Source organism: Candidatus Thermoplasmatota archaeon (genome assembly GCA_035540375.1).
Taxonomy (GTDB): Archaea; Thermoplasmatota; SW-10-69-26; order JACQPN01; family JAJPHT01; genus DATLGO01.
Genome location: DATLGO010000101.1, coordinates 53,063 through 76,890 on the forward strand (window position 1 = coordinate 53,063; position 23,828 = coordinate 76,890).

Here is a 23,828-nt window from a genome sequence, read left to right on the forward strand (position 1 = left end):
GTGAAGGCCACTTTTATGACCGATGGGTCCGGCGGCGCGCCTCCGGGGCTTGTTCCACAACGCGGATGGCCGCGCGCGGCCGCTCGCGACGCATGCGTGACGCGGCCGGAACCGACGCGCGCGGCCGCCCGCGTCGCGTCCTCGCGCCCATCGTGCTGGTATTCGCGCTCCTGACGCCCCTCCCCGCGGGCGCTCAGGCGGCGGATTGGAAGCCCTTGGGCGCGACGCTCGTCGCGCAGAACCTCGAGATGCCCGTGGACATCGCGCTCGGGCCCGACGGGATGGTCTATTACGTCGAGCTCTTCGGCGGCCACGTCCGCCGCCTCGATCCCGCGACGGGCGCGATCGACCCCGCGCCGGTCGCGACGGTGAAAGGCTTCAACACGGGCGGCGAGCGCGGCGTCTTCGGCCTCGCGCTCGACCCGGATTTCGAGCAGACGGGAGCCGTCTACGTTTCCTATTCCAAGAACGGGAGCGCGCCGGGAACGACCGTGAACGTCCTCTCGCGCTTCGTCGACGGCGTCGAGCGCGTGCTCCTCGAACGGCCCGGAGACACGATGCACAACGGCGGCCGCCTGCTTTTCGCGGACGGCCACCTCTTCGTCTCGACCGGCGACGCGACCTCGTTCCGCAACTGGTCCGAAGCGAAGGCCCGGCGCGCCCAGGATCCGCAGTCGCTCGCGGGGAAGATCCTCCGGCTCACGCCCGACGGCCACCCCGCGCCCGGCAACCCGTGGGGATCGGCCGCGTGGAGCCTCGGACATCGCAACGTCTACGGGCTCGCCTACGATCCGACGACCCGCCGGCTCCTCGCGACCGAGAACGGGAACGAGCGGGCGGACGAGCTCAACCTCATCGTGGCCGGCGGGAACTACGGATGGCCCGACTGCGCCGGGCCGTGCTCGCCGGAGCGCGACGGCTTCATCGATCCGGCCTTCTGGTACGAGCGGACGATCGCGCCGACGGGCGCGACGTTCTTCCAGGGGCATTTCTGGTTCGCGGACTTCAACCAGGGCCGCATCCACCGGCTTCGCGAATCCGCGCCGGGCGTCTGGATGGACGAGATCGCCCACACGTATTCGGGAGCTCCGTCCCGCGTGCTCGACCTCGAGGCGGGCCGCGACGGCAGATCGCTCTGGTTCACGAGCTGGAGCGAGCTTTGGCGACTCGACTTCGCGGACGACGGGTCCGGAAACGGCTCGAAGCCCACGGGACCCACCGGCCCCACGGGTCCGACGGGCCCCGACCTCGGGGGACCCGGCGGACCCGACGAGACGACCGGCGACCGGCCGATCGCGGCGGCGCCCGTCGTCGCGGTCGCGGCCGTCGCCGTCGTCGCCGCGCTTCTCGCTCGACGGCGTTAGCGCAGCACCAGCCCGGCCGCGTCGACGATGGCGTTCCTGTCCTCGGTGGACGTCCTGAGGTCGTTCACGTACGCGAGGCGCACGACCCGCTTCCCGGCCGCGAGATCGACCTTCGCCTCGAAGGCCGTGGTCCGGGAGGCGTCGAGGTCCCACTCGGCGACGACGACGCCGTCCACCGAGGCGACAAGCCGCGGCGCGACGCCGGAGGCGGGCGAGCCGCGGGCCATCGCCACGAGCGAGTAGGACCCCGCGGCCGCGACGTCGAACGTGGTCTCGATGTGCCCGTTCGCCCACAGGTTCCAGAGCGCCCCGCCCGACGACGAGGTCGAGGAGATCCTCCCGCCGACGGTCTTCGCGGCGAAGCTCTCCGCTTCGATCCATTGACCTCGCCGCGCGAGGAGGGAGACGCTGTCCACGTGCAGGTTGCGGTCCTCTCCGGGCCGTCGACCGTCGTTCGTGAACGCGACCTCGAAGGCCGTCGACCAGCGTCCGAGGACGACGGGCACCTCGTAGTCGCGCCACGTCGCCGAATCGACCGTCCAGCGTCCCACGACCTGGCCTTCGAGCTTGAGCTCCATGATCGGCCAGACGCCGCCCGCGGGTTCGCCGCGCGCGCGGATCGAGAACCGGTAGACGCCGGCGTCCATCGCGGAGAGCTTGTCCCCGATGGCCCCGTTCGACCACACGTTCCACGCCGCGCCGCCCGAGGCGCCCGCGTCCGTGATGCGCCCGCCGACCGGCTTCGATGCGAAGGCTTCGGCCTCGCGCTTCTGGAGCGGCGTCTCGGCGGGCTTCTTGAGCGTGACTTCGGCGACGGCCGTGGACGAGCCGCCGCGCCCGTCGGTGACCGTGAGGCGGATGCTGTAGGTTCCCGCCTCGACGTACGCGTGGCTCGCCCTCGGGCCCGTGGCCCGCGAGCCGTCCCCGAAGTCCCAGGCGAACGCGAGCGGGTCCCCGTCGGGATCCGACGATCCGCTCGCGTCCGCGGTCACGACGAGGCCGGAGGTCGAAACCGTGAACCGCGCGGAAGGGGAACTTTGCGCGCGAACTTCGACCGTCGCCTTCGCGGAGGCGCCGAGCTCGTCGGTGACGGTGAGGACGACCGTGTGGGGTCCGGGCGTGGACCAGGTGTGGGTCACGCGAGGCCCGCTCGCGGTCCTGCCGTCGCCGAGCGACCACGCATAGGCGAGGGCGTGCCCGTCGGGATCCGAGGAATCCTCGGCCGAGAGCGTCGAGGTCGTGCCGGCGGAGGAGACCACGCGCGCGACGGCCGTCGGCGCCCGGTTCACGACCACGGTCTTCTCGGCCGAAGCCGTCGCGCCCGCGGGGTCGGTGACCTCGAGGCGGATCAGGTAGGTGCCCGCCGAGAGGTACGTGCGCGCGGCCTCGATCCCCTTCGCGGAGGTCCCGTCGCCGAACGTCCACGCATGGACGAGGCCCGGGCCGTCAGGATCGCTCGACGGGCTGCCGTCGACGACGACGCGGAGGCCGTCCTGCGAGACGGTGAACGCGGCCGAGGGGGCGCGGTTTGGGGGCGGCGGGTGCGCGATCTCGATCCAGTCGAGGATGAGGTTGCGGTCCTCGCTCGAGGTCCTCAGGTCGTTCTGGAAGACCACGCGGATCTCGCGGACGCCGGCCTGGACCTCGACGCGGGCGGTGAGCGTGATCCAGTCCCCGCGGAACTCGCGCTCGGCGACCTTCTGGCCGTCGACCGTGAGCGAGGCGATGGCGCCAACGCCGTTCGCGAGCGATCCGCGCGCCCGGAACGACACGTCGTAGGACCCCGTCGCGGGGAATTCGAACGCGTCGCCGACGGCGGCGTTCGCCCACACGTTCCAGGCGGTGCCGCCCGTCGCGCCCGAAGCCTTCTGGAGCGCGCCGGTCCGCAGGACCCGAAGATCCTCGGCCTCGACGAGCGCGAGGGCTTCGCGCGACGGCGGAGGCGGGAGGGGCCCGCGGTTCACGGCCTCGACCCAGACGTCGAAAGCGGGTTTGCGCGAGCCGTCCGGACGCTCGAGACCCCAATGCCTCTCGGCGATGCCGTAGTAGTTCGCGGTCGACATCGGCTGGTCGCGCAGGCTGCGGTAGATGACGGCCTGCACGCCGAGGGAAGCGAGCATGGGGATGCGGTCCATGACCGTCCTGATGGCCGCGGCCTGGTGCTCGAGCCAGTCCGGCTCGGGGTAGGACGACACCGCGAGATCCGTGAAGATCGAGGGTTTGCCGAAGCGGTCCCGGATCTCACGGGCGGCCTTCTCGCTGCGGTCGCCGATGCTCATGTACGTCGAGAGGTCCTGCCGGGTCGACCCCGAGAGGCCCTGGAATCCCATGAGGTCCGCAGCCTCGATCGACGCGGGGAACCGGTCCCAGCGATCCTTGCCCCACGAGCCGAACCCGAGGACGACCTTCACGCCGGGGACGCCTTGCAGCACGTCGATGTGCTTCTTGAGATAGCGGTCGAAGGTGGGCGCATAGGACGTCGAATCGATGCCGCCCTTGTTGAATTCCGTCTCGACGTTCACGAGGACCTCCGCGCCGCCCATGCGGTCGCGGATCTTCGAGGCGAGCGTGTGGACCATCGCGTCCCATTCCGCGCGGCTCTTCCACGTGTTGTGGAGGCTCGACCAGCAGCCGTTGTCCACGCACGAGGGCGAGATGTCGTCGCCCCAGTAGTACCACTGGATGAACGGCGTCACGCCCGCGGCCCGCGTGCGGTCGAGCATCCGCTCGAAGCCGCCCCACGAATCCCTCGTCCAGGGCCCGACCCACGTCGTGGCGTAGTCGGGCTTGATGCCGTAGTCGATGAGGTCGTCCATCGAGCCGTACGACATGCCGAAGCGCATCGCCTCCGCGGGCGCGGCCGACGCCGTGCCTGCGAAGACGCCGCCGAAAGCAGTCGTGAGGATCATTGCCGCTCCGAGGAGCGTGGCCAGGGACTTCCCGGGGGACGTCGGGGTCGCCATGCGGGGGACTCCGCGGCGAGGCCATTTGGCGGAGCGTTTTCACGTCGGCCGGAGGCGCGCCGTCCCAAAGCGTCACGGCGAAGGCGGGCGCGGCGGGCCCGCGCCGTCACCCCGAATGACGACAGACCGCCGAGCCCGCAAGGGCTATGACGGGGCCGGCGGGGAACCGAGGCCGGCAGGCTGCATGGGCGCGCACGAAGAACCGGCGGCGGCCGCGCACCGCCGCAAGCGAGGCGAAACCGTCCGGAACGCGGTCGCATCCGCCGGGACCGACGCGGACGTCGCGCGCGCCCGGCTCCTCGCGGAAGCCGGGCTCACGAGCTACGAGTGCCGCATCTATCTTGCGGCCTTCGGCCGGGGCGCCTGCGCCGCGAAGGACCTCGCGCGGCTCTCGGGCGTTCCCCGCACGCGCGTCTACGACGTTCTCGCGGCCCTCGCCTCGCGCGGCCTCGTCGAGGAGCGCGCCGGGCCGCCGCGCGCGTTCGTCGCGCTCCCCCCCGAATCCTTCCTCGCGCGGGAGGCCCGCGAGGCGGCCGCGCTCGTGTCCGTGCTCGAGACGCGCGTCGCCCAATGGCCGGCCGCTTCGCCCTCGCCCGCCGTCGACGCGCCGTTCCGCCTCATCGAAGGACCCGTCGCCGAATCGCAGGCCGTCGCCGAGGCGCTCGCAAAGGCGCGGACGTCCATGGCCTGCGACGTTCGCGCCGAGACGCTCTCGAGCTGGCTCAACGACGCCTCGCTCGCGCCGCTCCTTCGACGCGCCCTTGCGCTCCCCGAGGTGCAGGCCGTCGTCTCCGGCCCGGCCTCGGCGACGCTGCGGCTCGCGGCGGACGAAGCCGCCCCGGTCATCGCCGGCCGTCCCTCGCGCCGTCTCGACGTCGAGCGTGTCGTGATCGACGGCCGCCTGCTGCTCCTCCGCATCCCGCGCGCCTCGGGAGGCGCCGACGTCCTGGTCGCCGAGCACGAGGTCTTCGCGCGCGAAGAGGCGCGTGTCGTGCGCGCCGCGCGCGAGGCCGCCGCGCCCCTTGCCGCCGTCGCGGCGGCGATCCGCGCGGGCGCGCGGGTCCCGATCGAGCGAGGCGACGCCCGCGAGACCGTCCTCGCCGCGATCGAACGCGCCACGCGCGAGGTGATCTGGCTCGGCCCGCCCCCCGAAGGCGAGGTCGCGCAGCGCCTCCTCGCGCGGGCGGCCCTCGGCCTGCGCGTGCGCGTCCTCGGCCCCGCTCCCCTCCCGGGACCCCCGTGGCCGCCCTCGGCCGCGCACCGCGAGGCGGCCGAAGTCGGCGCGCCGTTCGTCCTCGCGGACGGGGTCCTCGCCATCGAGCCGCGCGGAGACCGCGCGCTCGTCACCGCGGTTCCCGGACGCGGTCGCATCCTCCATTCGCTTTTCGAGACCCTGTGGTCGCGCGCCGCCCCCGGGGAAGGCGCCGCGCCGACGCGCGCCCCGCATCGGCTCGGGGGCGTCGAGGACGTCGTCGCGGGCGTCCGAAGGGGCCTCGAAGCGACGCCCGCCGGCGGCGCCTTCGCGATCGCCCTCGCAACCGACGACGTCACGGCCTTCCTTCCGGACCTCGTCGCGGCTTCCGAGCGGCGACCTCGCCTGCGGGGGCGCATCCTCCTCGCGCGCGCCCCCCGCGACGTCGCGCTCCCGGCGGGATTCGACGTCCGCATCGCGCCGCGTCAGCCCGCGAGCTACTTCGCGTCCGCCTGGTCCGGTCTCCTCTGGTGGGCGGGCGACGCCCGCGCGCGCCCCGTCGGGCTCGGCGCGCACGATCCCGCGGCGGTCGAAGCGGCGCTCGCCGCGTTCGACCTCGCGTGGCGCCGCGCGCGACCCCTCCCCGGGAGGCGGCGCGCGTGACCGAGGCGGACGACCTCGAGCGGGTCGGCCTCGGCCGCGACGAAGCCGCCGCCTGGGCCGCGCTCGCGCGCGAGGGCCCGCTCACGGCCCCCGATATCGCCGCGCGCGTGGGCTTCGCCCGGTCGCGCGCCTACGAGGTCCTCCGCGGCCTCGAGGAGCGCGGCCTCGTCGAGGTGCTCCTCGGCGAGACGCGCCGCTACCGGGCCGTCGCGCTCGACCGCTACGTCGCGGGCGTGCTCGAAGCCGCGCGCGACGCCGAACGGACGGCCCGCGCGCGCCTCGGCCGCGCCCGCGCGCTCTTCCCCGAGCGCGAAGTCGTGGGCGCGGGCGGACTCGGCGCCGTGCGCGTCGCGGAAGGTCGTCGCGCCGCGCACGAAGCGTGGGCTCGCCTCCTGCGCGCCGCGAAGGAGAGCGCGCTCATCGTCGCGACGGGCCGCGCGACGCTGCGCTTTCTCGACACCCCCGAAGGCTCGGAGTCCTACGAAGCCGCGAAGGCGTCCGGCGTCGCCGTCCGCTTCGTGCTGCTTCCGGGCGACGAGCCGGAAGCCGCGCATCGCGCCGCCGAGATCCTCGCCTCCGACGCCGAGATCGCCGTTCACGGAGACGGCGCCGTCACGCGGGTCGCGGTGGACGGCGGCCGCGTCGCCGTCGTCGCCCACGAGCGCGACGACGAGCGCGTGTACCTCGGCAACGACCTCCTCGTCGAGGCCGAATCCGCCGCCCTCGCGACGGACGTGCAGACCGAGGCGGCGCGCATCCTCGAACCCGCCGAGCCCGCGTTCGCCTTCGCCGGATCGGTCGCGGCGGCGTCGCGCCTGCTCGCCGGCGAGATCCGAGCCGCGCGCGCCGAGATCCTCGTCCTCGTCGGCGCCGGCGGCGCGTCCTTCGCGGAGGGCTCCGAGGAGCGGCGCGCGCTTCTCGAGGCCTCCGCCCGGGGCGCGCGTGTGCGCGTCGCGACCGCCGGCCCGTCGGACCTGCTCGGCCTCGTCGAGCCGGCGCTCGCGGACCTCGAAGGCGCCATCGTCATCGCGGACGGGGAGCGCATCGCGGAGTGGTACGGCGGGGCGGGCGCGCCGACCCTCGCCTTCGTCGCGCGAGACCCTGAACGCGCCCGCCTCGTCGCAAACCGGTTCGACGCGAGCCGCGCGTGAGAGATCTTTCGCCGACTGCACGGAAAACGTTATCCCGCGCCGCGGTCGATGGGACAAGAACGAGGGTGACTCGCCTGTCGGACGGAGAAGTCAAGGAGCTTCGGGTGAAGATCGACGTGAGCTACCACCTGAAGCTCCACGCCCTCAAGCTCCTCCGGAACAAGAAGATGAGCGAGGCCGTGGAGGAGGCGCTCGACTACTACTTCGAGCACGTCGTGAAGGGCGAAGAAGTGGTGGATCGCGAGGCCGAGATGCAGGAGTACGGCTGATCGGTTTTCACGCGACCTTCCGGCCGGGCGGAAAAAGGGTTTTTACCGGCCGAGCCCCGTCGCGAGACGCGTGTACGTCGACAAGGTCGCGGTCGTCGGCGCCGGAGCCATGGGCGCCGCCATCGCCGAGGTCATGGCGCTCAACGGCAAGAAGGTCGTCCTGAAGGACGTCTCCCAGGAATTCGTCGACCGCGGCCTCAAGACCATCGATGCGGTGCTCGATGATCTCGTGACCTTCCACGCCGGCAAGGCCGAAGCCGAGATCGAGCGGATCGAATCGAAGAACGGCATCACGCTCACCGAGGAGCAGAAGGCGAAGGTCCGCGAGGCGAACAAGGCGACCTACGACCGCGCCCGCGCCGACAAGATCCGCAGGAACATCCAGGGCACGACCTCGTACGACGACCTCGCGGACGTCGACTTCGTGATCGAGGCCGTCGTCGAGAAGATGCCCGTGAAGCAGCAGGTCTTCAAGGAGCTCGAAGCCGCGACCCAGAGCCACGTCGTGCTCGCGACCAACACGAGCACGCTGAGCATCACGGAGATCGCTTCCGCGGTGTCGGCGAAGCGCCGTCCGAAGGTGCTCGGCGCGCACTTCTTCAACCCGCCCTACACGCTGCCGCTCGTCGAGATCATCCCCGCCCACGAGACGAGCCCCGGCGTCGTCGAGGAGACCATCCAGTTCTTCGAGGAGCTGCGCAACCACCGCTTCCCGATGCTTCCGGTCGCCGTCAAGGAGACGCCGGGCTTCGTCGTGAACCGCATCCTCGGGCGCGCGTTCAACGAGGCGTTCCTCGTCTACGAGGAGGGGATCGCCTCCCCGCGCGACATCGACAAGGCGATGAAGGCCGGCGCGGGTTGGCCGATGGGACCGCTCGAGCTCGCCGACCTCGTCGGGATCGACGTGCTCTACCACGCGGGCCGCAGCATGAAGGAGATGGGCGCGCCCGCCGAGCAGCGCCTGCCCCAGATCATCGGCAAGCTCTACCACTCGGGCCGCTGGGGAAAGAAGGTGGGTCGCGGGTTCTACGATTACAAGAACGAGTAGGTCCCTCAACGGGCATAGTTGAGGACTGCGCGGGCACTCACAAGGTCCAGTGGACATAGGGATCGTGGTTGAGCCGTTTCCCCGACCGTCCCGCGGCCTCTGAACGGCTAGAACAGGTCCTCGAGCCCACCTTGGAGCTCTGACAGCCCGCCGCATTCAGGGCAGGAGCGTTCATATAGTTCCTCGGTGGCCTTTTCCACGAAGTGATAGAAGGCGTGATTGAATGCAAGCCCGCACGACTTGCACTCGTAGTCGAGCATGCGAGGTGAAGAATCGCTGATCTTGCGAGTCCGCCGCCCTCGAGAGGGGACCGACCGCACAGGCCTTTCGTACTCGAGGCAAGAATGCGAACGCATGTCGCGTTTGGTATCGAATGTTTCACCGCAGCTGTCGCAAGTCGCCGGCTGGCTTGCCTCCCACTCCCTGTACGCGCGTTGCGCTTCGCGCTCGGAGATCACTGCGGGGCACGCTTGAATGTGGTCCGATAGGGTATCCTCCGAAGCCTGCGCTTTCCCGCACGCACTGCACGGGTAGTGGCGCTTCGAATAGTTGTGACCACGGAGACCGGCCTCCGAGTCGAACGTCTTTCCGCACAGATCACATGCAAACGAGGGAACATCCCACGGTTGCACTCGAGCGTCATCAACCTCCGCTTCGACGACCCCCGAGACCTGACGAGCGCCCTCCGCATCGGTTGCGCCTGTCCAGATGTGCCCGACCGGCTCGACATCATGTATTAGTGCGGGGAGGCTGGCCGCAGCGACACCCTCGGCTGGGGAAGAGCTTACCCCGGCCGGCAGCGCATATCGCGCCTCGCGCTCGGGCTGAGGACTGCCGAACCCGCACTGACGCGCATGATCATCCCGCCACACCTCTCTTGAGTATTTTGCGCCGCACCCGGGGTAAGGGCAGACCGAATCCGCCGCTGCCATGTTAACGGACTTAGTAGTGTACGATGGGATAGTGGAGTCCCCGCCCGGGAGGAACGTGTACCCCTTGTGCTTGATGAAGAGCCAAGGGATCCCGACGTAGAACGTGTAGAAGAACGCCCCAAAGAACGCTCCTGCGACTACGTTCGAATTGAGACTCGCGAGGGCGGGGATGGCAGAAATGGCTGCGAAGAACCACTTGTAGCCGTTCCATAACTTGCCCATCTCACGCACCCCCTCCCCCTAACTGAACCTTGAATATGTAAGCTTGTCCGAAAACTTGCGTGGGTGTCATCGTTGCCTCGACCCAAGCAGCTCACGTTGCAGCGAGCATGACGGACGCGAGTGGCCTTCCCTGGCCCCGATATGCGCTCCGGCGTTCCTCGGCGAGAGGGTAGCTCGTAATAACCGTCACGAGCTCTCGATCGATCGCAACGACGAAGACGCCGTCCTGCCCAGCGACGTCCACGACCGCGTGCCACGCGCCGGCTGGCGCAGGAAAGTAGCGAGCGTGGAGCAGCTTCTGGCGAATCTGCCCTTCGGTCAACCCCGCCCCTTGCCAGCGGGTTGCAGCACGGAATCGCGCGTGCATCGTCAGGACTACTGCCAGGCTCGCAAAGATTTCGACACTCCAATGGATCGAGGCGAGGTCCCCGAGTGTGGCGACACTCGCGTTGCGGGGTTCTCGGCGCATACGACTCACCTAAGCGGTACGCCTGCGGTGGCGCGCGACCGCGATGATCGACACCGCAGCGAGCGTGAGGACCAGCACGACGATCAGGTTGCGCGCGAAGTGCTCGGGAGACATTGCCGTGTCCCCCCAGCACCAACCCCCCGAGCACGGCTGCGTGTTGGAGAGCGTCAAGGCGTTGGTCACGGGCTCAGTTGTCACAGTCTCGTTTGTGACGGGCGCCCGCCCGTTCGTTCGCTCGCCGGTGAAGAACGGCAGCAATCCAGAGACGTCTTCACCCTCGATGCGGTCGTACTTGTCGCCGCTGTGATCTTGGAGATCTTGCGTGTACTGGCCCGTCAGCACCTCGGCCTGAACAGTGACGGTCTCTGTGTGCTGCTCGACGCGGTGCTTGCTCGCCGCGGCCTGGATGATCGGCGGCGTACCGCGCGTGTATCCGCCGTTCGGGCTGCTGCCGGTTGCAAAATCGAGCTCACTCCACTGGTACGCGTAATTCGAGCCGTTCGGCATGGCGAGCCGGCCTCGCCACACGATCTGCGGAGGGAGGTGATCAAGCTCCAGGACGGCGTAGGCGACGCCCGGCGCGTCCGACTGGATGGGGGCGGAGGTCGAGTTCAGCAGCGCACCCTTCGCAGCTTGGGTCCCGCTCCAAGCCTGCAACTCCACGGTCGCTCCTGAAAGGTTCACGCCGGGGGCCGGCGAAAACAGCAGAGTCAGGGTGTCCGAGCTCCACCCGCGGTTGAAGAGCATCAAGTCTTGGCCGCTCGGGCGGATCGGACTCGCGGTAGGCCACGACAGAGAGATGGTGCGCCAAATGAGCCGCCCATCCTGCATGGGTTCAGGGGCGCCAGATATGCTCAGCGCGGGCGCTCCGCGAACGCTGATGATCGCGGTCAGAACGCCGGCCGCCAGCCCACCAGCATCATCCGGAAGGGTTCCGGTCGCCGTGATCCCTTGCAGCGAGGCGGAGCCCTTGTCCGAGGTAACGCTCTGCGTGACGCTTCCGACGGAAGCGCCGTTGCGCTCCAAGGTAAGCGTGATGGGCGTAGCAGAGTCGTTCGAGAGGACGACGAGATCCTTCAACGTGACGCTGAGGTAGACCGGTGCGGCTGTGGTGGTTTGCGCTTGTGCGGGCATGCTCGCAGCGAGCATGAGCAGGATCGAAAGAGTGGGGATGTAGCTCTTCATGCGTTTGCCTCCGTGTGCTTGTTGATGTCTTCTGTTAGGCGGCGCTGCCACGTGCGGAACTCCTTCCGGCGGGCGACGCCTTCGTACGTGTCGACGAAGAGGTGGAGCGGAAATTCCAGGAGCGGAACGATGGACGGGCCGGCGTCGGACGGCTTCGACTCGTCGACGTGGCACCAGGTGACCCACCTGTCCGGCTTGTAGAGCGAGACGATCGAGCGCACGTGCTCGTTGAACATCCGCTCTCCCTCGCCGGGGCCAGTGACGCCCGCAAATGCCATCACATGCCCCGCGAGGCTCTGTACCGGCAGGTATCCCCCGACCGTATTTTTCAGGCCGAGCTCTTGGATCTCCTCCTGCGCAAGCATGACGTCCGAGATCGTGCGCTCGTGGAAGGCGATGAAGAGCGGCGTGTTAAGGCCGAGGTAGCTCGGCGTCTCAGCGGCGCCCTTGCTTCCATCTGCGTTCGAGTCCGCCATCGCCGCGTAGAGCACCTCAAGGATCGGTCCTTCGACCGCGTCCAACTGCTCCGGAAGCCAAGTGGGGTTCGCGACGATCTGGATGATCGCGCGAGGGTGCTGCGAGAGAAGGCTGGACAGGCAATCCTGCGTCGTCTGCTGTCTCGTGACGATTGCCCCATCGCCCTTGGAAGGGATTGGGGTGTTGGCCTTGGTCCCGGGCGGCAGGCCTTGAGGCTTCGGCGCGGTGCGGAGCCGAGCAACGGCTTCGAAGTCATTTGCCTTCGACGTGGAACGGCTCACGGGACCACCGCCACGAGAGGAGCAGGGTCCGAGCTCTCGCCGCGGTCATCGCGGGCAGCAGCCAGGCGGTCGCGGGCCTCCTGGTAGAGGAACTGGCTATTCAGCGCCTCGACGAGCTGAGTAGGCGCGCGGCCGTTGACGATGCCGAAGACCTGCTTGTTCGTGAACGCGGAGTGAAGCTGATTCACGACGTTCGCGTTCGTGAGGCCGTCGATGCTCGCATGGATGACGACGCGCTGAGTGGCGTCCGCGAACTTGACGATCGGTTCGTGATAATCGCGGGCAGCTCCTTCATGGAGATTGCGCGTCGGTCCGGGCTTCTCACCAGGACGGACTCCCCAGAGCTCCAGTCGGAGAGGGCTCCACCAGCGGCGAACGCGGATCGCGCGGTTTCCAGGGGCACCGTTGACGGGGAGGACGCCCGCAAGTTGGACTTTCCCGCGGAGCTTCTTGCCCATCCCCTGCAGATGCCGTTCGAGCCATTGAAGATGGTTCCCTCCGTCGACTATGGTCAACCCGCGCGAAGCGGGCTGGCCGGTGAGGTAGCGGTCGTAGATGATCCAGATGGTGATCCCCAGAAGCGCAGCCGACCCCCACTCCGCTGCAAGCGTAACCCAGGTCTGGCCGCTCGGGCCGAGCCCCTCGTAGACGCTGACAAAGGGGGCTGTTAGCTTCTCGAAGTTCTCAGCGACCCAATAGGTGGTGGGCGCGACGATCGCCACCAACAGGACTGCCAGCGCGATGATGCGGGCGCGACCCTTCGGGCGGCTCCACGACGTCTTCACATTGTGCAACATGGTATTTCCTCAGCAGCCTCATGTCGTCATGTGCTGCTGGTCGGGAGATTGCCTTCGAGAGCATCTTCTGCTTGGCCCTGAGTCACCTATTCTAAAAAGAGCAACGTCCGCCTTGAGTAGGTGCCTACCCTGATCGTACGCCACTCTCCAGTCGGTAGGCTTGTTCCTATTGAGAATCACTGTTACGAGAATTGTTTTATCCTTCAAACGCCGCTCATCGGTTCGGGAGACAGTAAGTGGCAGACGAACCGGTTCAGGGAGAGGACCGCGGACTCGCGCGGCGTATGCACCGCGACTTTCCCTTCGTCGCTCCAGAAGCCGCACGTGAGCTTGCCATTCGACTCCGTAAGTCCTCAGTCCCTCGTCCGGACGAAGACCGGCGTCTCGCTCTCGTCCAATTGCTCGGGGATCCGTACCGGGCAAGGCTCATGTCCTTCCTACTGGGCAAGGCGGAACTCCCGGGCCTGCAGAAGCTTGAGGTCGCCACCACAACCGTTTGGGCGGCCGACATCGCCTCGCTTAGCGCAGGTGTTTTCGGAAGAATCCCGAACGAGGCTGACCTGCACAAGAGCCTCGTCCAAGTCCTCACATCCTCTCAAATGAAGCACGTTGTCTCGAAAGCGATCGTCCGCGCGCGCGTTCGCATCGACGGGGTCGGGGACCCCGAGAACGAAAAGGACGAGCGGAAGAAGCAGCTTCTGAAGGACAAGCTCCGACAAATTAAGGAAACCGCCGACGAGCGAGCCAATGAGCGAGTCCCAAAGTTTGCTGCTAAACCGGAGTACGTGAACGCGGTACTGCGCCGAGTCCCGCGGGAAATCGAAGGCGCGTGTTACAAGCAGCTTTGGGAGCTAAAGCGGGCCGGACTGGTTGACGAGCGATCGAGCCGCTCCGGCGACAGCCTCTGGTACGTCCGACCAGAAGCCGTCGCTGAGCTCGAGGCATTCTATACCGCACTCGCGAACCTATCAGGCACCGTACAGCCGGCGCTGTCCACCCGACGAAACTGGAGGAAAGAGCCATGACCGAAGACTTGTTCGCAGCACGCTGCGCCAAGCTACGCGATCTGACCGAGCAGCTTCGGCGGCTCGTTTCGACTATAGAGGCACTTCGTCCAAACGGCCTCCCAGCCGACTCCGAGGACTTCGCCCTCACCGGGACCCTTCGAGAGGCCACGCATGAAAACGAGCACTTCCTCCAAGTCAATGATCCGCTTACCCAAGACGCGAAAATGAGTCGGCTTCCGTGGGCAAAAACACGTCGCGAGCGAGAACTCGCCGAGAATATCGCGGCCACGAACGCAGCGATCATCAAGAGTGAGAAACTAATCGCCGCCGCCCAAAAGGGAATTCGCAGACATCTGGAAAGGACTGAAGCCAGGATTGCCAACGCCGCCCGGACCCTCGAGCGGTCCGAGCAAGTCGTACCTGGCTCGCGCTGTGTCCCGCAACTAAAGGAAACGCTCGAGGCCGCCGCGAACGCTGCACGCCGCGTTCGCGAGGGACACGGAGACGTGGGGGAGTTGGCGCACCTCACAAGCCGAGTCACCGAAGGAGTTTCCGGCCTCGATGCCGCCCTCACACTAATCGAGCTCACTCGCTCCGACGCAGCGAAGACCCCCGACCCTCTCGGTGCTGGTCAACGCTTCCTCGACACGCGGCTCGCGCGTCTACAAGCAGATTCCACGCCGGACGAGCTCCGTGCGAGCGCGACTTCACTCGAAGCCAGTTGGCGAACGGTGAAGGCCGATTTCCTGCCGATTCTCACCCGATCCGACGCGGCGGCAGCTCACGCGATCACTGCGGTCGAGTCGCTACCAGGATCGCTCACCGACAACCTGCGCGAGACTGCCCTCGCGCTCGCGAGGGAAGTAAAGGCGTTCGACCTCCAGAGTTTCAAACTGAAGAGCGCCCTCGCGACCGCGGAGTGGCTCGACGAAGCCGCGCGGCAAGCCCCACGCATCAGCGTCATTGCGAACGTCCCAGGCATCGAAGCGTCTCCGGAGTGGCGTACCCTGACGCGCGTCCTCGCCTCTCGCCACCCGCCAGCCGAAATTGAAGACGCCGTCCGCAAAGCCGAGGACCGGGCAGCGACCATCCAACGGAACTCTGCCGCGGAGCTGCAATTCAAAACAATCCTTGTTAGAGAATCCGTGCCGAACGAGTTGGCGAAGGCGGTCGAATCGACAATCGTGCGTCTTTGGGCCCAATTTCCGGAAGCGACGAAAAGCGATGATGCCCAGTTGATTGAACCGATTTTCAGGGAGATTATTTCGAGCGCTCGCGAGGGCAAGGCATTCCTCATCGAACACGGGGTCGGCCAGTATGCGCCGAACCTGTTCGAAAGCATGAACACCTTGCTTGAGCGCCTTCCACACGTTCGGGTGGGAGAAGCGCGGTCCATCTTGAACCGCATGAAGGAGCGAGTTCAACCTCTGCTTGAACTGGATCTCGCCAAACGAAAGTTCGCGGCGATTGAGCGCGGCGTGAATAATGACATCTTCATCCAGATCGAAAATGGCATCCTGTCAGGTATCGACATCCAGGATATCCGAGTTGCAACAGAAGCTCTGGTTAAGCTCGCTGACCGATTCGCCAAAGCGCCGCCAGAAATGCTCGCCGAAGAGGAAGGTCGACGGGGCCTCGTCCGCGCCAACCTCAGCCCCACCCAGCGGAAGAACAGATACCTTTCCGCTCTGATCGAGAACACGCTTCCTGTATTAGCGCGTGACCCGGAACAACCTAAGCGGAACCGCGACTCGGACCGCGACCGGTTTATAGAGAAAACCTTCCCGATCTACTTCGATCGGGAGGTTCTCGCGGCATGTGTCGGCGCTCGCGGCCCGGCGGAGTTCGACGCTACCCTCATTCGCGCTCATTCCATCGGCTACGAGCAGTTTAGAGATCGGTTCTACTTCCACCGTGGCCGCGCACGAGCACAGTTCGCAAAGAACGGGCCTGACTCCGACGCGATCAAGAACCGGCTACGTAAGGAGTTTAGCATCCTCGACTACGAAGCCCTCCAAGAGTGGATCAACGAAGGTGAACCCAAGTGACGCATAACGCCGTCATCATGATCGGCCACGGCGGCATTGGCCCAGGCCTTGAGTTCCTCAAGATCATCGACGAGGAACGCAAGCTCGCTGAGAAGACCGAAACCCAGTTCGTTGACACTTTCTTCCACGAGCTCGATTCGAAAGAAGCTACAAACGAAGGCATTGCCGAACTGGGCGGGACCGTGGTCCCCCGAGCGGTCGTATTCGATGCTTCCCACCAGACGCGCGTCAAACTGAAGAAGCAAATCAGGGATCAACAGATTCCCTACGTCCGCATCAGAGACCTCGGCCTGTTGACTCGAGGTTCCGAAAACCAGTGGTGGCTGGGATATCGCATTGCCGCCTTGCAGTTCGGCCCCTGGCTCGAGAACGCCCTCGGAAGTGGGCCGTCGGGTTGGGAGAACGTTCAGAACTTCCACATCTTCCACAGCACTGGCGGAGGAACTGGCTCTGGCGCATCCTCGTACGTTGCCGAGAAGATCCGTGAACTCCGGCCAGAGTCTAGAATTCTGTGCTACTCAGTCCTACCATCAGCATACGACGACGTGCACGGGGCCCCCCCACTCGCGCATTACAATACGATTCTGTCCCTCTCAACCCTGACAGGGCGCCAGCGACCCGAGTTCCTGCCCGACTTTCTCAGGACCGCAACAACCAGCAAAAAGGCAGCAGACCAGGTCGAACTGCCAAAGGTCGGGAAGCGGCGGCCGGCTGATCTCATCTTCGTGTTCCAAAACGAGGCCTTGGCAGGCGTGAACTCGTTGGTCACCCGCAAAGTCTCCGACAACCTGGGCGAGCTCAATACGATGATTGGCCGCTACGCATCGCATGTGACCTCGTGTGCGAGGTTTCCCGGCCCGCCGGGTTTCGATGATGAACGCGATATTGGAGACATTGTGACGTGCCTCCTTCGAAAGCCCCAACCATTCGTCATGGCAGCCGCGGCACCCATCGTCCCCGAGTATGAGAAAACCGACGACTCGTCGGTAACGGAACTCGTTGAGTATGCGCTGAGTTCCATCTATAGCCTGTCCGGGCGTGCTCTATCCCCCGGGGAAGTCGACAGTCTGTACGTCGGCGCCCGAGGCGATGTGACCCGTGACGAGATGGGAGTTGTTGTTGCAGACGCGCGCTCGCATTTAGGGGTCGGGAAGGAAGTGAAGGTCCCTTTTAACGGCTGCGTGCAACCTTCACCCGGCGCCACGCGCGAACTCTGGCTCGCCGCGAATTGTCGGAGCATTGGTCACCTTCTCGGCGAGCTCACCGAGGAAGCCCAGAAGGAGTATGTTGCCGGCGACCACTCCGATCTCGTCACCGTCGCTATGGAATGGAAGGAACTTGATAGCGTCCTCACTACGTTCCAGGGATTCGCAACCTCTATCCAAAGGGGGGAATTGGGACGCCGGCGCAGCTAAACGATGATGCGGAGCGGACACTCGACGCTATTAGGCTCGAACGAATCCTAATCGGCGCACTCGCTTTGCCGACCCCCTATACGTCAATTGGGGACATCGCCACGATCCAATGGGATTTCCTCCTATCTCAATCTCCGAAAGCGATCTCTGCCTCCCGATTGGTAACCCTTAGAAGACGCGCGAAGTGGAAAATGCGACAGCCTTTCGCGCGGAGGAAGAGGCGCGTGCAACGAGCTCTCGAGTTCTTCACGCCCGCCGTTCGGAATGAGTTTGTGAAACAGGGCATAGAAATCGCCGCCCGCATCCTCGGCGCCGAACCGACGTCGCTGCCCCCGGATCTGGAGTTTCGAACCTCAAGTACAATTCGGGAGGAGATCGCTGCATATCGTAAGGGCTCCCCTAAGCGATGGGCCTCGATCGCCGCACTACGACTCGTCAGCATCGGCGCCAAGGTCCAAATGGAGCGCAGTCGCCCAAGAGCCGGCGCGAGCTCCAGCAGTGCACAAGTTGAAGGAGAGCTCGTTCGGGCGCAGAAGGCGCACGCAGTTGTAACAAGCGAACTCGCGCGCGTACAGAACCTGTATGCAAGCCTCCGTACACAGCACGACGCATTGTGCAGGGTGACTGCGGATGCGCTTCGAGCCCTTGCTCCGGGCGGTCCATGGCAAGACCCGAACGACCTCCCAGACGCCGCGCGCCAAGTGCGCAGCGATCTCGAAACGACGACAAGCGAGTTGCAAAGCACGCGAATCCGCCTTTCGGAAACGGATCTGAAGCGCCAACGTCTCGAGGAAGACCTCCGTCGTAAGGAGGATGCGGCGCGCGCTGCGGCACGTGCACTCGCGGAAGTCAACATCCGCGTTCCGAATGCCGAACAAGGTATCGAGGCGATTAACGCAGAATTGATGCGCGTGGCATCGGAGGCGCGACAGGCTCGCGGGTGGGCGCCAACGGATCTCGCTGCGTCTATCCGTCCGTTCATCGCCTTTCACGCCTCCGCCACCAACGCGGACCTTCAGCTCTTACGCTCGGATCTTTCGTTATGGCTCGATCGCGACGTTCAACATGGCCGGCGCCAGTATGCCTTGTTCGCTCCATTCGCACGCGTTCTCCTACTCTTGCTGGATGAAGCAATGAAGAGTAACGACGCCGCATTAATTGAGACCGTCCGGGCGACCGCGGCACAGTTCGCGAACATCGAGGCCGATAGCACGCAATTTCTGGGCGGCCGCCCCCCCGAGGAATGGGGATTTACCACTGATGCTATTGCCGTCGCAGCATTGGGCAGGCCGGGCAGCGTGAAAGAAGTGGAACGTGCGTGCACGGAACTGCGAATGGCGGGAATTTCAGACTTCTTTGACGCGTGGCTTGCGGAGATCGAGAAGGTCGAAATGACCAGCGCGGCTGGGCAACGCACTGCTGGCGCCCTTGCACGCGTCGAGCTCGCGCTCCTCGCGCTTCCAAGCGTCCAGAAATACGCCCGACGAGGGCTAGGGTAAGGAGGGAACGGACATGGCAGCACAGAACACATCAAGAGACGCATCGAAAACACTTGGACGCGGAGTCCTGATCATGGCGGGTGTCGCGATCGTACTCCTCATCGGCGCGGCGACTGGCCTCCTCGTCATCCCGAATATCTTTGGTAACTGGTTCACGGACGTCAATGCGGCGCTTCGCTTCCTGATGTTCTTCGAAATCATCGTATTTATCGCCGGCTGTATCGGCTTCTACTACCTCGCAAATCGGTTCCGGCGCGTGTGGGCTGACGCGGAACTCCTCCGACTACAGCAGAAGGAAGCGACGATCCGAGTCCAAGAGGCTTTGTCCGCCTTCCAACAGGCCATGAAGGAACTCGAAGCCGCCCGTCATCAACGTCCCGACCGGCCAGCGGAGATTTCGCCCCTTGCCCCCCGCGTCGGGGCGCTCGAAGCGGCGCTGGCTGAGCTCCGAGCGAAGATCTAACCACGTCGAAGCGCACGGTCGCGATCGAAGTCTGACCCGCCTCGTTGCCGGCTTCGAAGGTGGCCGTCACCTCGCCCGCCGAGCGATAGACGTGCTCGAAGGTGGGCGAGGCCTGCCAGGACGTCGCCTCACCGTCTCCCCACGCGGCGCGCCATTTCGTCGCGGGACCCATGGCTCCGGGACGGGTCGGAAGATCGACGCGGACGTTCGCACCGGGGGCGGGATAGCGCGAGCCGACGGTCGCCTCGTGCGCGATCGAGGCTCCGGTGCGCGTACGATTGCCGTGTCGCTGCAGAATCTCGATTCCGAGGCGGATCTCACGACCCTTGAACCCTTTACCCGGTTTTCCCGAAGGCCGGAACGACGCCCACGTAATCCTGGCTCTGACCGTATGCGCCGCCGCGGTTCCCGGTGCACTCGACCGAACCCCATCGCAGGAGAACGCACGTACCGCCCCCGCCCGCGCTCACGGCGACCGCGTCGGAGCCGGCGTAGTCCTCGGCGGGGTCGTGGGCGCCATAACAGTGGATCCGGCCGGAGGCGACGAGCACGCACGTATGGAGACCGCCGGCGCTCACCGCGATCGCATCGCCGCCGAGGTAGTCCCCGACCTGTCCGTACGGGCCCGACCCGCGGCAGTCGACGTTGCCGGACCGAAGGAGGATGCAGGTGTAGGCGTTCGCCGCGCTGATGGCCACGGCGTCGCCGCCCAGGTAATCGTCGCCCTCGCCCCAGCGGTTCGAGCCCCAGCAATCGACGTTTCCCGAGGCGAGGAGCGCGCACGTGTGCGACGCGCCGAGGCTCACGGCGACCGCGTCGCCCCCTTGGTAGGGTTCGGACTTGCCATCGTGATTGTGTCCCCAGCAGCGCACGTTGCCCGCATCCGTGAGAACGCACGTGTGGTTGCTCGCCGCATCGATGGCGACCGCGTCGCCTCCGACGTCATCCTCCGAGGCGCCCTGACGCCACGCCCCGAAGCAGTCGACGTGGCCGCTTCGAAGCAGGATGCACGCGTAATGCGCGCCCGCGCTCACGGCGACGGCATCCCCTTCGGAACGATCCTGCGTCTGCCCATAGGCGCTGTAACCATAGCAGTCCACGTCGCCGCTTGCGAGGAGGACGCAGGTGCTGTGGGACCCGACGGACACCGCGGTCGCCGCGAAGGCGCCCACGCAGATCTGGCCGTCCGACGGCGGAAGCCCGAGGAACGGACCGTTCGCGCCCTCGACGTAGTCCAACCGGCACACCGAGAGCGTCTCGGGGCTCGCGCCTCCGACCGGCATGAAGGCGGGCGCGACGAGCACGAGGACCGCGGCGAGTCGGAGCATGCAACCCCGCCCATCCACGGCGAAGGGCGCGGATGAGCTTTGCCGGGACAGGGTCTTTCGCGACCCGTCGACGTTTTCGTCGTCCCGTCGTCGCGACCGCTCCGGGTTTTTACTCCCGGGAGGCGTCCCGAAGCGAAAGTGGTTATGTACCCGCGGGCGCCTCATCCGCCCCATGGCCGACTTCAAGCTCATCAAGACGAAGCTCGAGGACAACAACGCCATCGGCGTCCTCACGCTCAACGCGCCCCCCGTGAATGCGCTCTCGATCACGCTCCTCAAGGAGATCCAGGCCGCCCTCGACGAGTTCCAGAAGGCCAAGGTCCGCGCGGTCGTCGTCACGGCCGCGGGCAACAACGCCTTCTGCGCCGGCGCGGACGTGAAGGAGATGGCCTCGCTCGAGAAGGACCCCGCGAAGGCCGGCGAGTTCCTCGGCCTCGGCAACGAGGTCTTCAACAAGATCGAGAACTTCAACGCCCCCGTCATCGCGGCCATCAACAACCTGACGCTCGGCGGCGGCCTTGAGCTCGCGCTCGCATGCGACGTCCGCATCTCCTCCGACCGCGCGCGCTTCGGCCTCCCCGAAGTGAGCCTCGGCCTCATCCCCGCCTGGGGCGGCATCGCGCGCCTTCCGCGCCTCATCGGCGTGGGCCGCGCGAAGGAGCTCATCTTCACCGGCCAGCTCGTGAACGCCCAGGAGGCGAAGACACTCGGCATCCTCAACAAGGTCGTCCCGGACGGCGACGAGCTGCGCGCCGCGATGGACATCGCGAAGCGCATCAGCGTCAAGTCGAGCCCGGTCGCGGTCGCCGCCGCGAAGCGCGCGATCAACGCGGGCATGGGGGAGACGATCGACGTCGCCCTCGCCGCGAGCGAGAAGGAGATGGGCGAGGTCATGACGAGCGAGGATCTGCGCGAAGGCATCAAGGCGTTCACGGAGAAGCGCCAGCCGAGCTTCAAGGGGCAGTGAAGTTCGGGGCCTTACAGCGGTGCACTCCGTGGCGCGCGTTTCACACCGAAGGTCCCGCTGCGGCGGGACCTTCGGCGCGCGCCACTCCGTGCCAGAGGAGGGGCGCTTCGCGCGCCCCTCCTCTGGACTCCTCCCCCAGCGCCAGGGGGCTGCCGCCCCCTGGACCCCCATCCAGACCCGCGTTTGATTCTCGAACCACGTTACCTACCTTACGCGCGCCCTTCGCGTGCGGTGCGGGGGCCCTCAGGGCTGCCTCTCGCGACAGTGAAATTGTGAAACCCGGGCGCGATCACCGGCTGCGGTCCCGCACCCGGTCCCGACACCCGAGCCCCGATGTCACGAGGCGCCCTTGATACCACGGCCGCGTCGCGCGATCGCAGTCGTCGCGCGCGCCGCGCCGCGGGCGTGCGCTGCTCCGGCGTTTGTTCCAGGGCGAGGTTGAAGGGTCACGGACGCGGGGCCGCGCGCGTCACGCGGCGCACTCGTTCCATCGGCCGCACAGGGCGATGCTCGGACGATATGAAGTAGCGAGAGAGTACAAAACCTCTAGAGACGTTGAGGGGCGCGTGAGCGGACCACTGTCCACGCTGGCGGAGCATTTCCGCCGCGTCGCGAGCGTCCCCGAGGACGTCGTCGAGGAGGCGCGCACAAACGGCCTCGTCGCGTGGAGCCCGGCCGCCGCCAACGAGGCGGTCGTCGAGGAGTTCCTCGTCCGCTACGGCGCGCGCGCGTCCCCCGGAGGGGTCGTGTTCCTCGCGGGAACGCCGGGCCTGCGCGCCGCCGAGTCCACCGGGCTCCCGCTCGTCGACGCGCGCGTGGCGCGCGACGTGCTCGACCTCTCGAAGGTGTCGGGCGACACCCTGGACGTCTCGGCGCAGCGCTTCTGGTCCGTGCTCACCGACGTGCGCGCCCGCGTTGCGGCGCCGTGGGAGCCGTTCTTCGCGACGGCCCAGGTGCTTGACGTTTGCCCATACGCTTTCACGAGCGCGGACCGTCGGCCCGCGCCGCTGCCGCGCGCGCTCCCCGTGGAGCTTCCGCGAGCGTACGAGGCCGGCCTCGCCGAGCTCGCGCGCGTCCTCCGGGCGCTGCGTCCCACGACGCTCGTCGCCCTCGGCGAGCTCGCCTACGCGGCGGTGTCCGACCTCGCCGGGAACCGCCGGGCGCTCCTCGGCGCCGCGGGCCTCGACTACTCGGCGTTCGTCCTTTCGCGCACCTGGGGCGCGCCCGGGGCCCCCTATCCGTGGGCCGACCTCGGGTCGTTCCGCGCGCGCGTCGTCCCCCTCGGCGAGCCCCGCTCCGCGCTCTTCCCCCACGCGGCCGTGAGCCTCGCCGGCCTCGCGGCGGACTGCTGGACCTAATCCGCGAGCGCGTTGTGGGGATACCTCAGGACGGGGAGCTTCTTCGCGGCCGTGACGGCGACGTCGTTCGAGTCCCTGTAGAGCTTGTCGGGGAGCCGCTTCAGGACCTCATCGAGCGGGATTGCGGCGTCCCCCGGCACCGGCACGCGCCAATGCCCCGCCTGCGCGCGGAGGCTCGCGAGCGTGCGCGGGAACTCGAGATCCTGCAACATGATCGCGATCGCCTCGACCCCCGCATCGTCGCCCCAGGGGAGGGGGGCCGCCTCGAGCGGGAATCCCTGCGCGTCCTTCGCGGTCATGCCGGACCCCCTTCCGTGGGGACGCGGGGCGCCATCGCGGGGAACGCCAGGAGGAACGCGTCGAGGAATGCCCGTTTGGTGGGCCACCGCTCGTCGGGCATGCGCATCAGGAACCAGGCGAAGGCGAGGAACGTGTCGCCGGGGGAGGCGAGCCGGGCGACGCCCCAGCGGGCGAGGATCTCGCCTGTCGTGAGCGGGAAGGCCTCGACGGGCAACGCGGACGCGAGCGCCGCGGCCCCGAAACCCGCGAAATGGATGGGGTCGCCTTCGCGCTCCCGCATGGCCTCGGGGGGCAGCGTTCCGCCGGACCCCCCCGCAACGTAGGGCGTGCGGTAGCCCGTCCGCTCGGCGAGGGGGAGGTCGACCTTGCTGCGCTTCATGCGGGGGGCTCGGGTCCCCGCCGACAAGGACGTTTGCGCCGGGTCGTCGAT

At 67.0% G+C, this 23,828-nt stretch carries 19 protein-coding genes; 12 read left to right on the forward strand and 7 right to left on the reverse strand.

The window, feature by feature from the left end:
- Positions 1 to 92 precede the first annotated feature (92 nt).
- Positions 93 to 1,364, forward strand: a complete 1,272-nt coding sequence (locus VM889_12525) for a PQQ-dependent sugar dehydrogenase (GenBank protein HVL49377.1) — start codon at positions 93 to 95, stop codon at positions 1,362 to 1,364.
- Here VM889_12525 and VM889_12530 read toward each other — a convergent pair.
- Entirely contained in the window at positions 1,361 to 4,327 is a 2,967-nt protein-coding gene (locus VM889_12530) for a PKD domain-containing protein (GenBank protein HVL49378.1), read from the reverse strand. The two genes, VM889_12525 and VM889_12530, sit on opposite strands and share 4 nt — an antisense overlap.
- Positions 4,328 to 4,511: 184 nt before the next feature.
- Here VM889_12530 and VM889_12535 point away from each other — a divergent pair, with 184 nt between their 5' ends.
- The 4 genes from VM889_12535 (at position 4,512) to VM889_12550 (ending at position 8,650) form a co-directional block, all read left to right on the forward strand.
- A complete protein-coding gene (locus tag VM889_12535; protein HVL49379.1) occupies positions 4,512 to 6,182 on the forward strand; it encodes a helix-turn-helix domain-containing protein in 1,671 nt (556 codons plus the stop codon).
- Entirely contained in the window at positions 6,179 to 7,333 is a 1,155-nt protein-coding gene (locus VM889_12540; GenBank protein HVL49380.1) for a helix-turn-helix domain-containing protein, read from the forward strand. The genes VM889_12535 and VM889_12540 overlap by 4 nt, the downstream gene beginning before the upstream one ends.
- A 65-nt stretch (positions 7,334 to 7,398) precedes the next feature.
- Positions 7,399 to 7,602: a hypothetical protein gene (locus VM889_12545; GenBank protein HVL49381.1), complete on the forward strand. Its 204-nt coding sequence runs from the start codon at positions 7,399 to 7,401 to the stop codon at positions 7,600 to 7,602.
- A 70-nt stretch (positions 7,603 to 7,672) separates the two neighbouring features.
- Positions 7,673 to 8,650, forward strand: a complete 978-nt coding sequence (locus VM889_12550; GenBank protein ID HVL49382.1) for a 3-hydroxyacyl-CoA dehydrogenase family protein — start codon at positions 7,673 to 7,675, stop codon at positions 8,648 to 8,650.
- Positions 8,651 to 10,282: 1,632 nt separating this feature from the next.
- On the opposite strand, the gene VM889_12555 is transcribed toward VM889_12550, so the two are convergent.
- From VM889_12555 to VM889_12565, 3 genes are read right to left on the reverse strand one after another with little or no spacing between them, the layout of a single operon-like run.
- Complete coding sequence (locus VM889_12555; protein ID HVL49383.1) at positions 10,283 to 11,458, reverse strand: hypothetical protein; 1,176 nt, start codon at positions 11,456 to 11,458, stop codon at positions 10,283 to 10,285.
- The gene (locus tag VM889_12560; protein HVL49384.1) at positions 11,455 to 12,216 is read right to left on the reverse strand and encodes a hypothetical protein; all 762 of its coding nucleotides are present in this window, start codon (positions 12,214 to 12,216) and stop codon (positions 11,455 to 11,457) included. The genes VM889_12555 and VM889_12560 overlap by 4 nt, the downstream gene beginning before the upstream one ends.
- The gene (locus tag VM889_12565; GenBank protein HVL49385.1) at positions 12,213 to 13,013 is read right to left on the reverse strand and encodes a hypothetical protein; all 801 of its coding nucleotides are present in this window, start codon (positions 13,011 to 13,013) and stop codon (positions 12,213 to 12,215) included. Before VM889_12565 ends, VM889_12560 begins: the two co-directional genes overlap by 4 nt.
- A gap of 236 nt (positions 13,014 to 13,249) precedes the next feature.
- Here VM889_12565 and VM889_12570 point away from each other — a divergent pair, with 236 nt between their 5' ends.
- The 5 genes from VM889_12570 (at position 13,250) to VM889_12590 (ending at position 19,445) form a co-directional block, all read left to right on the forward strand.
- Positions 13,250 to 14,038 (forward strand): hypothetical protein, encoded by a 789-nt coding sequence (locus tag VM889_12570; protein HVL49386.1) that lies wholly within the window; start codon positions 13,250 to 13,252, stop codon positions 14,036 to 14,038.
- Complete coding sequence (locus VM889_12575) at positions 14,035 to 16,068, forward strand: hypothetical protein (GenBank protein ID HVL49387.1); 2,034 nt, start codon at positions 14,035 to 14,037, stop codon at positions 16,066 to 16,068. The genes VM889_12570 and VM889_12575 overlap by 4 nt, the downstream gene beginning before the upstream one ends.
- A complete protein-coding gene (locus tag VM889_12580) occupies positions 16,065 to 17,483 on the forward strand; it encodes a tubulin-like doman-containing protein (GenBank protein HVL49388.1) in 1,419 nt (472 codons plus the stop codon). The genes VM889_12575 and VM889_12580 overlap by 4 nt, the downstream gene beginning before the upstream one ends.
- 224 nt (positions 17,484 to 17,707) lie before the next feature.
- Positions 17,708 to 18,982 (forward strand): hypothetical protein, encoded by a 1,275-nt coding sequence (locus VM889_12585; GenBank protein ID HVL49389.1) that lies wholly within the window; start codon positions 17,708 to 17,710, stop codon positions 18,980 to 18,982.
- 13 nt (positions 18,983 to 18,995) lie between these two features.
- Positions 18,996 to 19,445, forward strand: coding sequence for a hypothetical protein (locus VM889_12590; protein HVL49390.1), 450 nt, complete (start codon positions 18,996 to 18,998; stop codon positions 19,443 to 19,445).
- A 335-nt stretch (positions 19,446 to 19,780) separates the two neighbouring features.
- Here VM889_12590 and VM889_12595 read toward each other — a convergent pair whose 3' ends face one another.
- On the reverse strand, positions 19,781 to 20,773 hold the full coding sequence (locus VM889_12595; GenBank protein HVL49391.1) for a hypothetical protein: 993 nt from the start codon (positions 20,771 to 20,773) through the stop codon (positions 19,781 to 19,783).
- A gap of 172 nt (positions 20,774 to 20,945) precedes the next feature.
- Here VM889_12595 and VM889_12600 point away from each other — a divergent pair, with 172 nt between their 5' ends.
- Together VM889_12600 and VM889_12605 are read left to right on the forward strand one after the other, a co-directional pair.
- On the forward strand, positions 20,946 to 21,740 hold the full coding sequence (locus VM889_12600; GenBank protein ID HVL49392.1) for an enoyl-CoA hydratase-related protein: 795 nt from the start codon (positions 20,946 to 20,948) through the stop codon (positions 21,738 to 21,740).
- A gap of 566 nt (positions 21,741 to 22,306) precedes the next feature.
- Positions 22,307 to 23,098: a hypothetical protein gene (locus VM889_12605; GenBank protein ID HVL49393.1), complete on the forward strand. Its 792-nt coding sequence runs from the start codon at positions 22,307 to 22,309 to the stop codon at positions 23,096 to 23,098.
- Here VM889_12605 and VM889_12610 read toward each other — a convergent pair.
- Both VM889_12610 and VM889_12615 read right to left on the reverse strand, forming a co-directional pair.
- Positions 23,095 to 23,397, reverse strand: a complete 303-nt coding sequence (locus VM889_12610; protein HVL49394.1) for a hypothetical protein — start codon at positions 23,395 to 23,397, stop codon at positions 23,095 to 23,097. The genes VM889_12605 and VM889_12610 overlap by 4 nt on opposite strands.
- Positions 23,394 to 23,777: a hypothetical protein gene (locus VM889_12615; protein HVL49395.1), complete on the reverse strand. Its 384-nt coding sequence runs from the start codon at positions 23,775 to 23,777 to the stop codon at positions 23,394 to 23,396. Before VM889_12615 ends, VM889_12610 begins: the two co-directional genes overlap by 4 nt.
- Between the last annotated feature and the right edge of the window lie 51 nt (positions 23,778 to 23,828).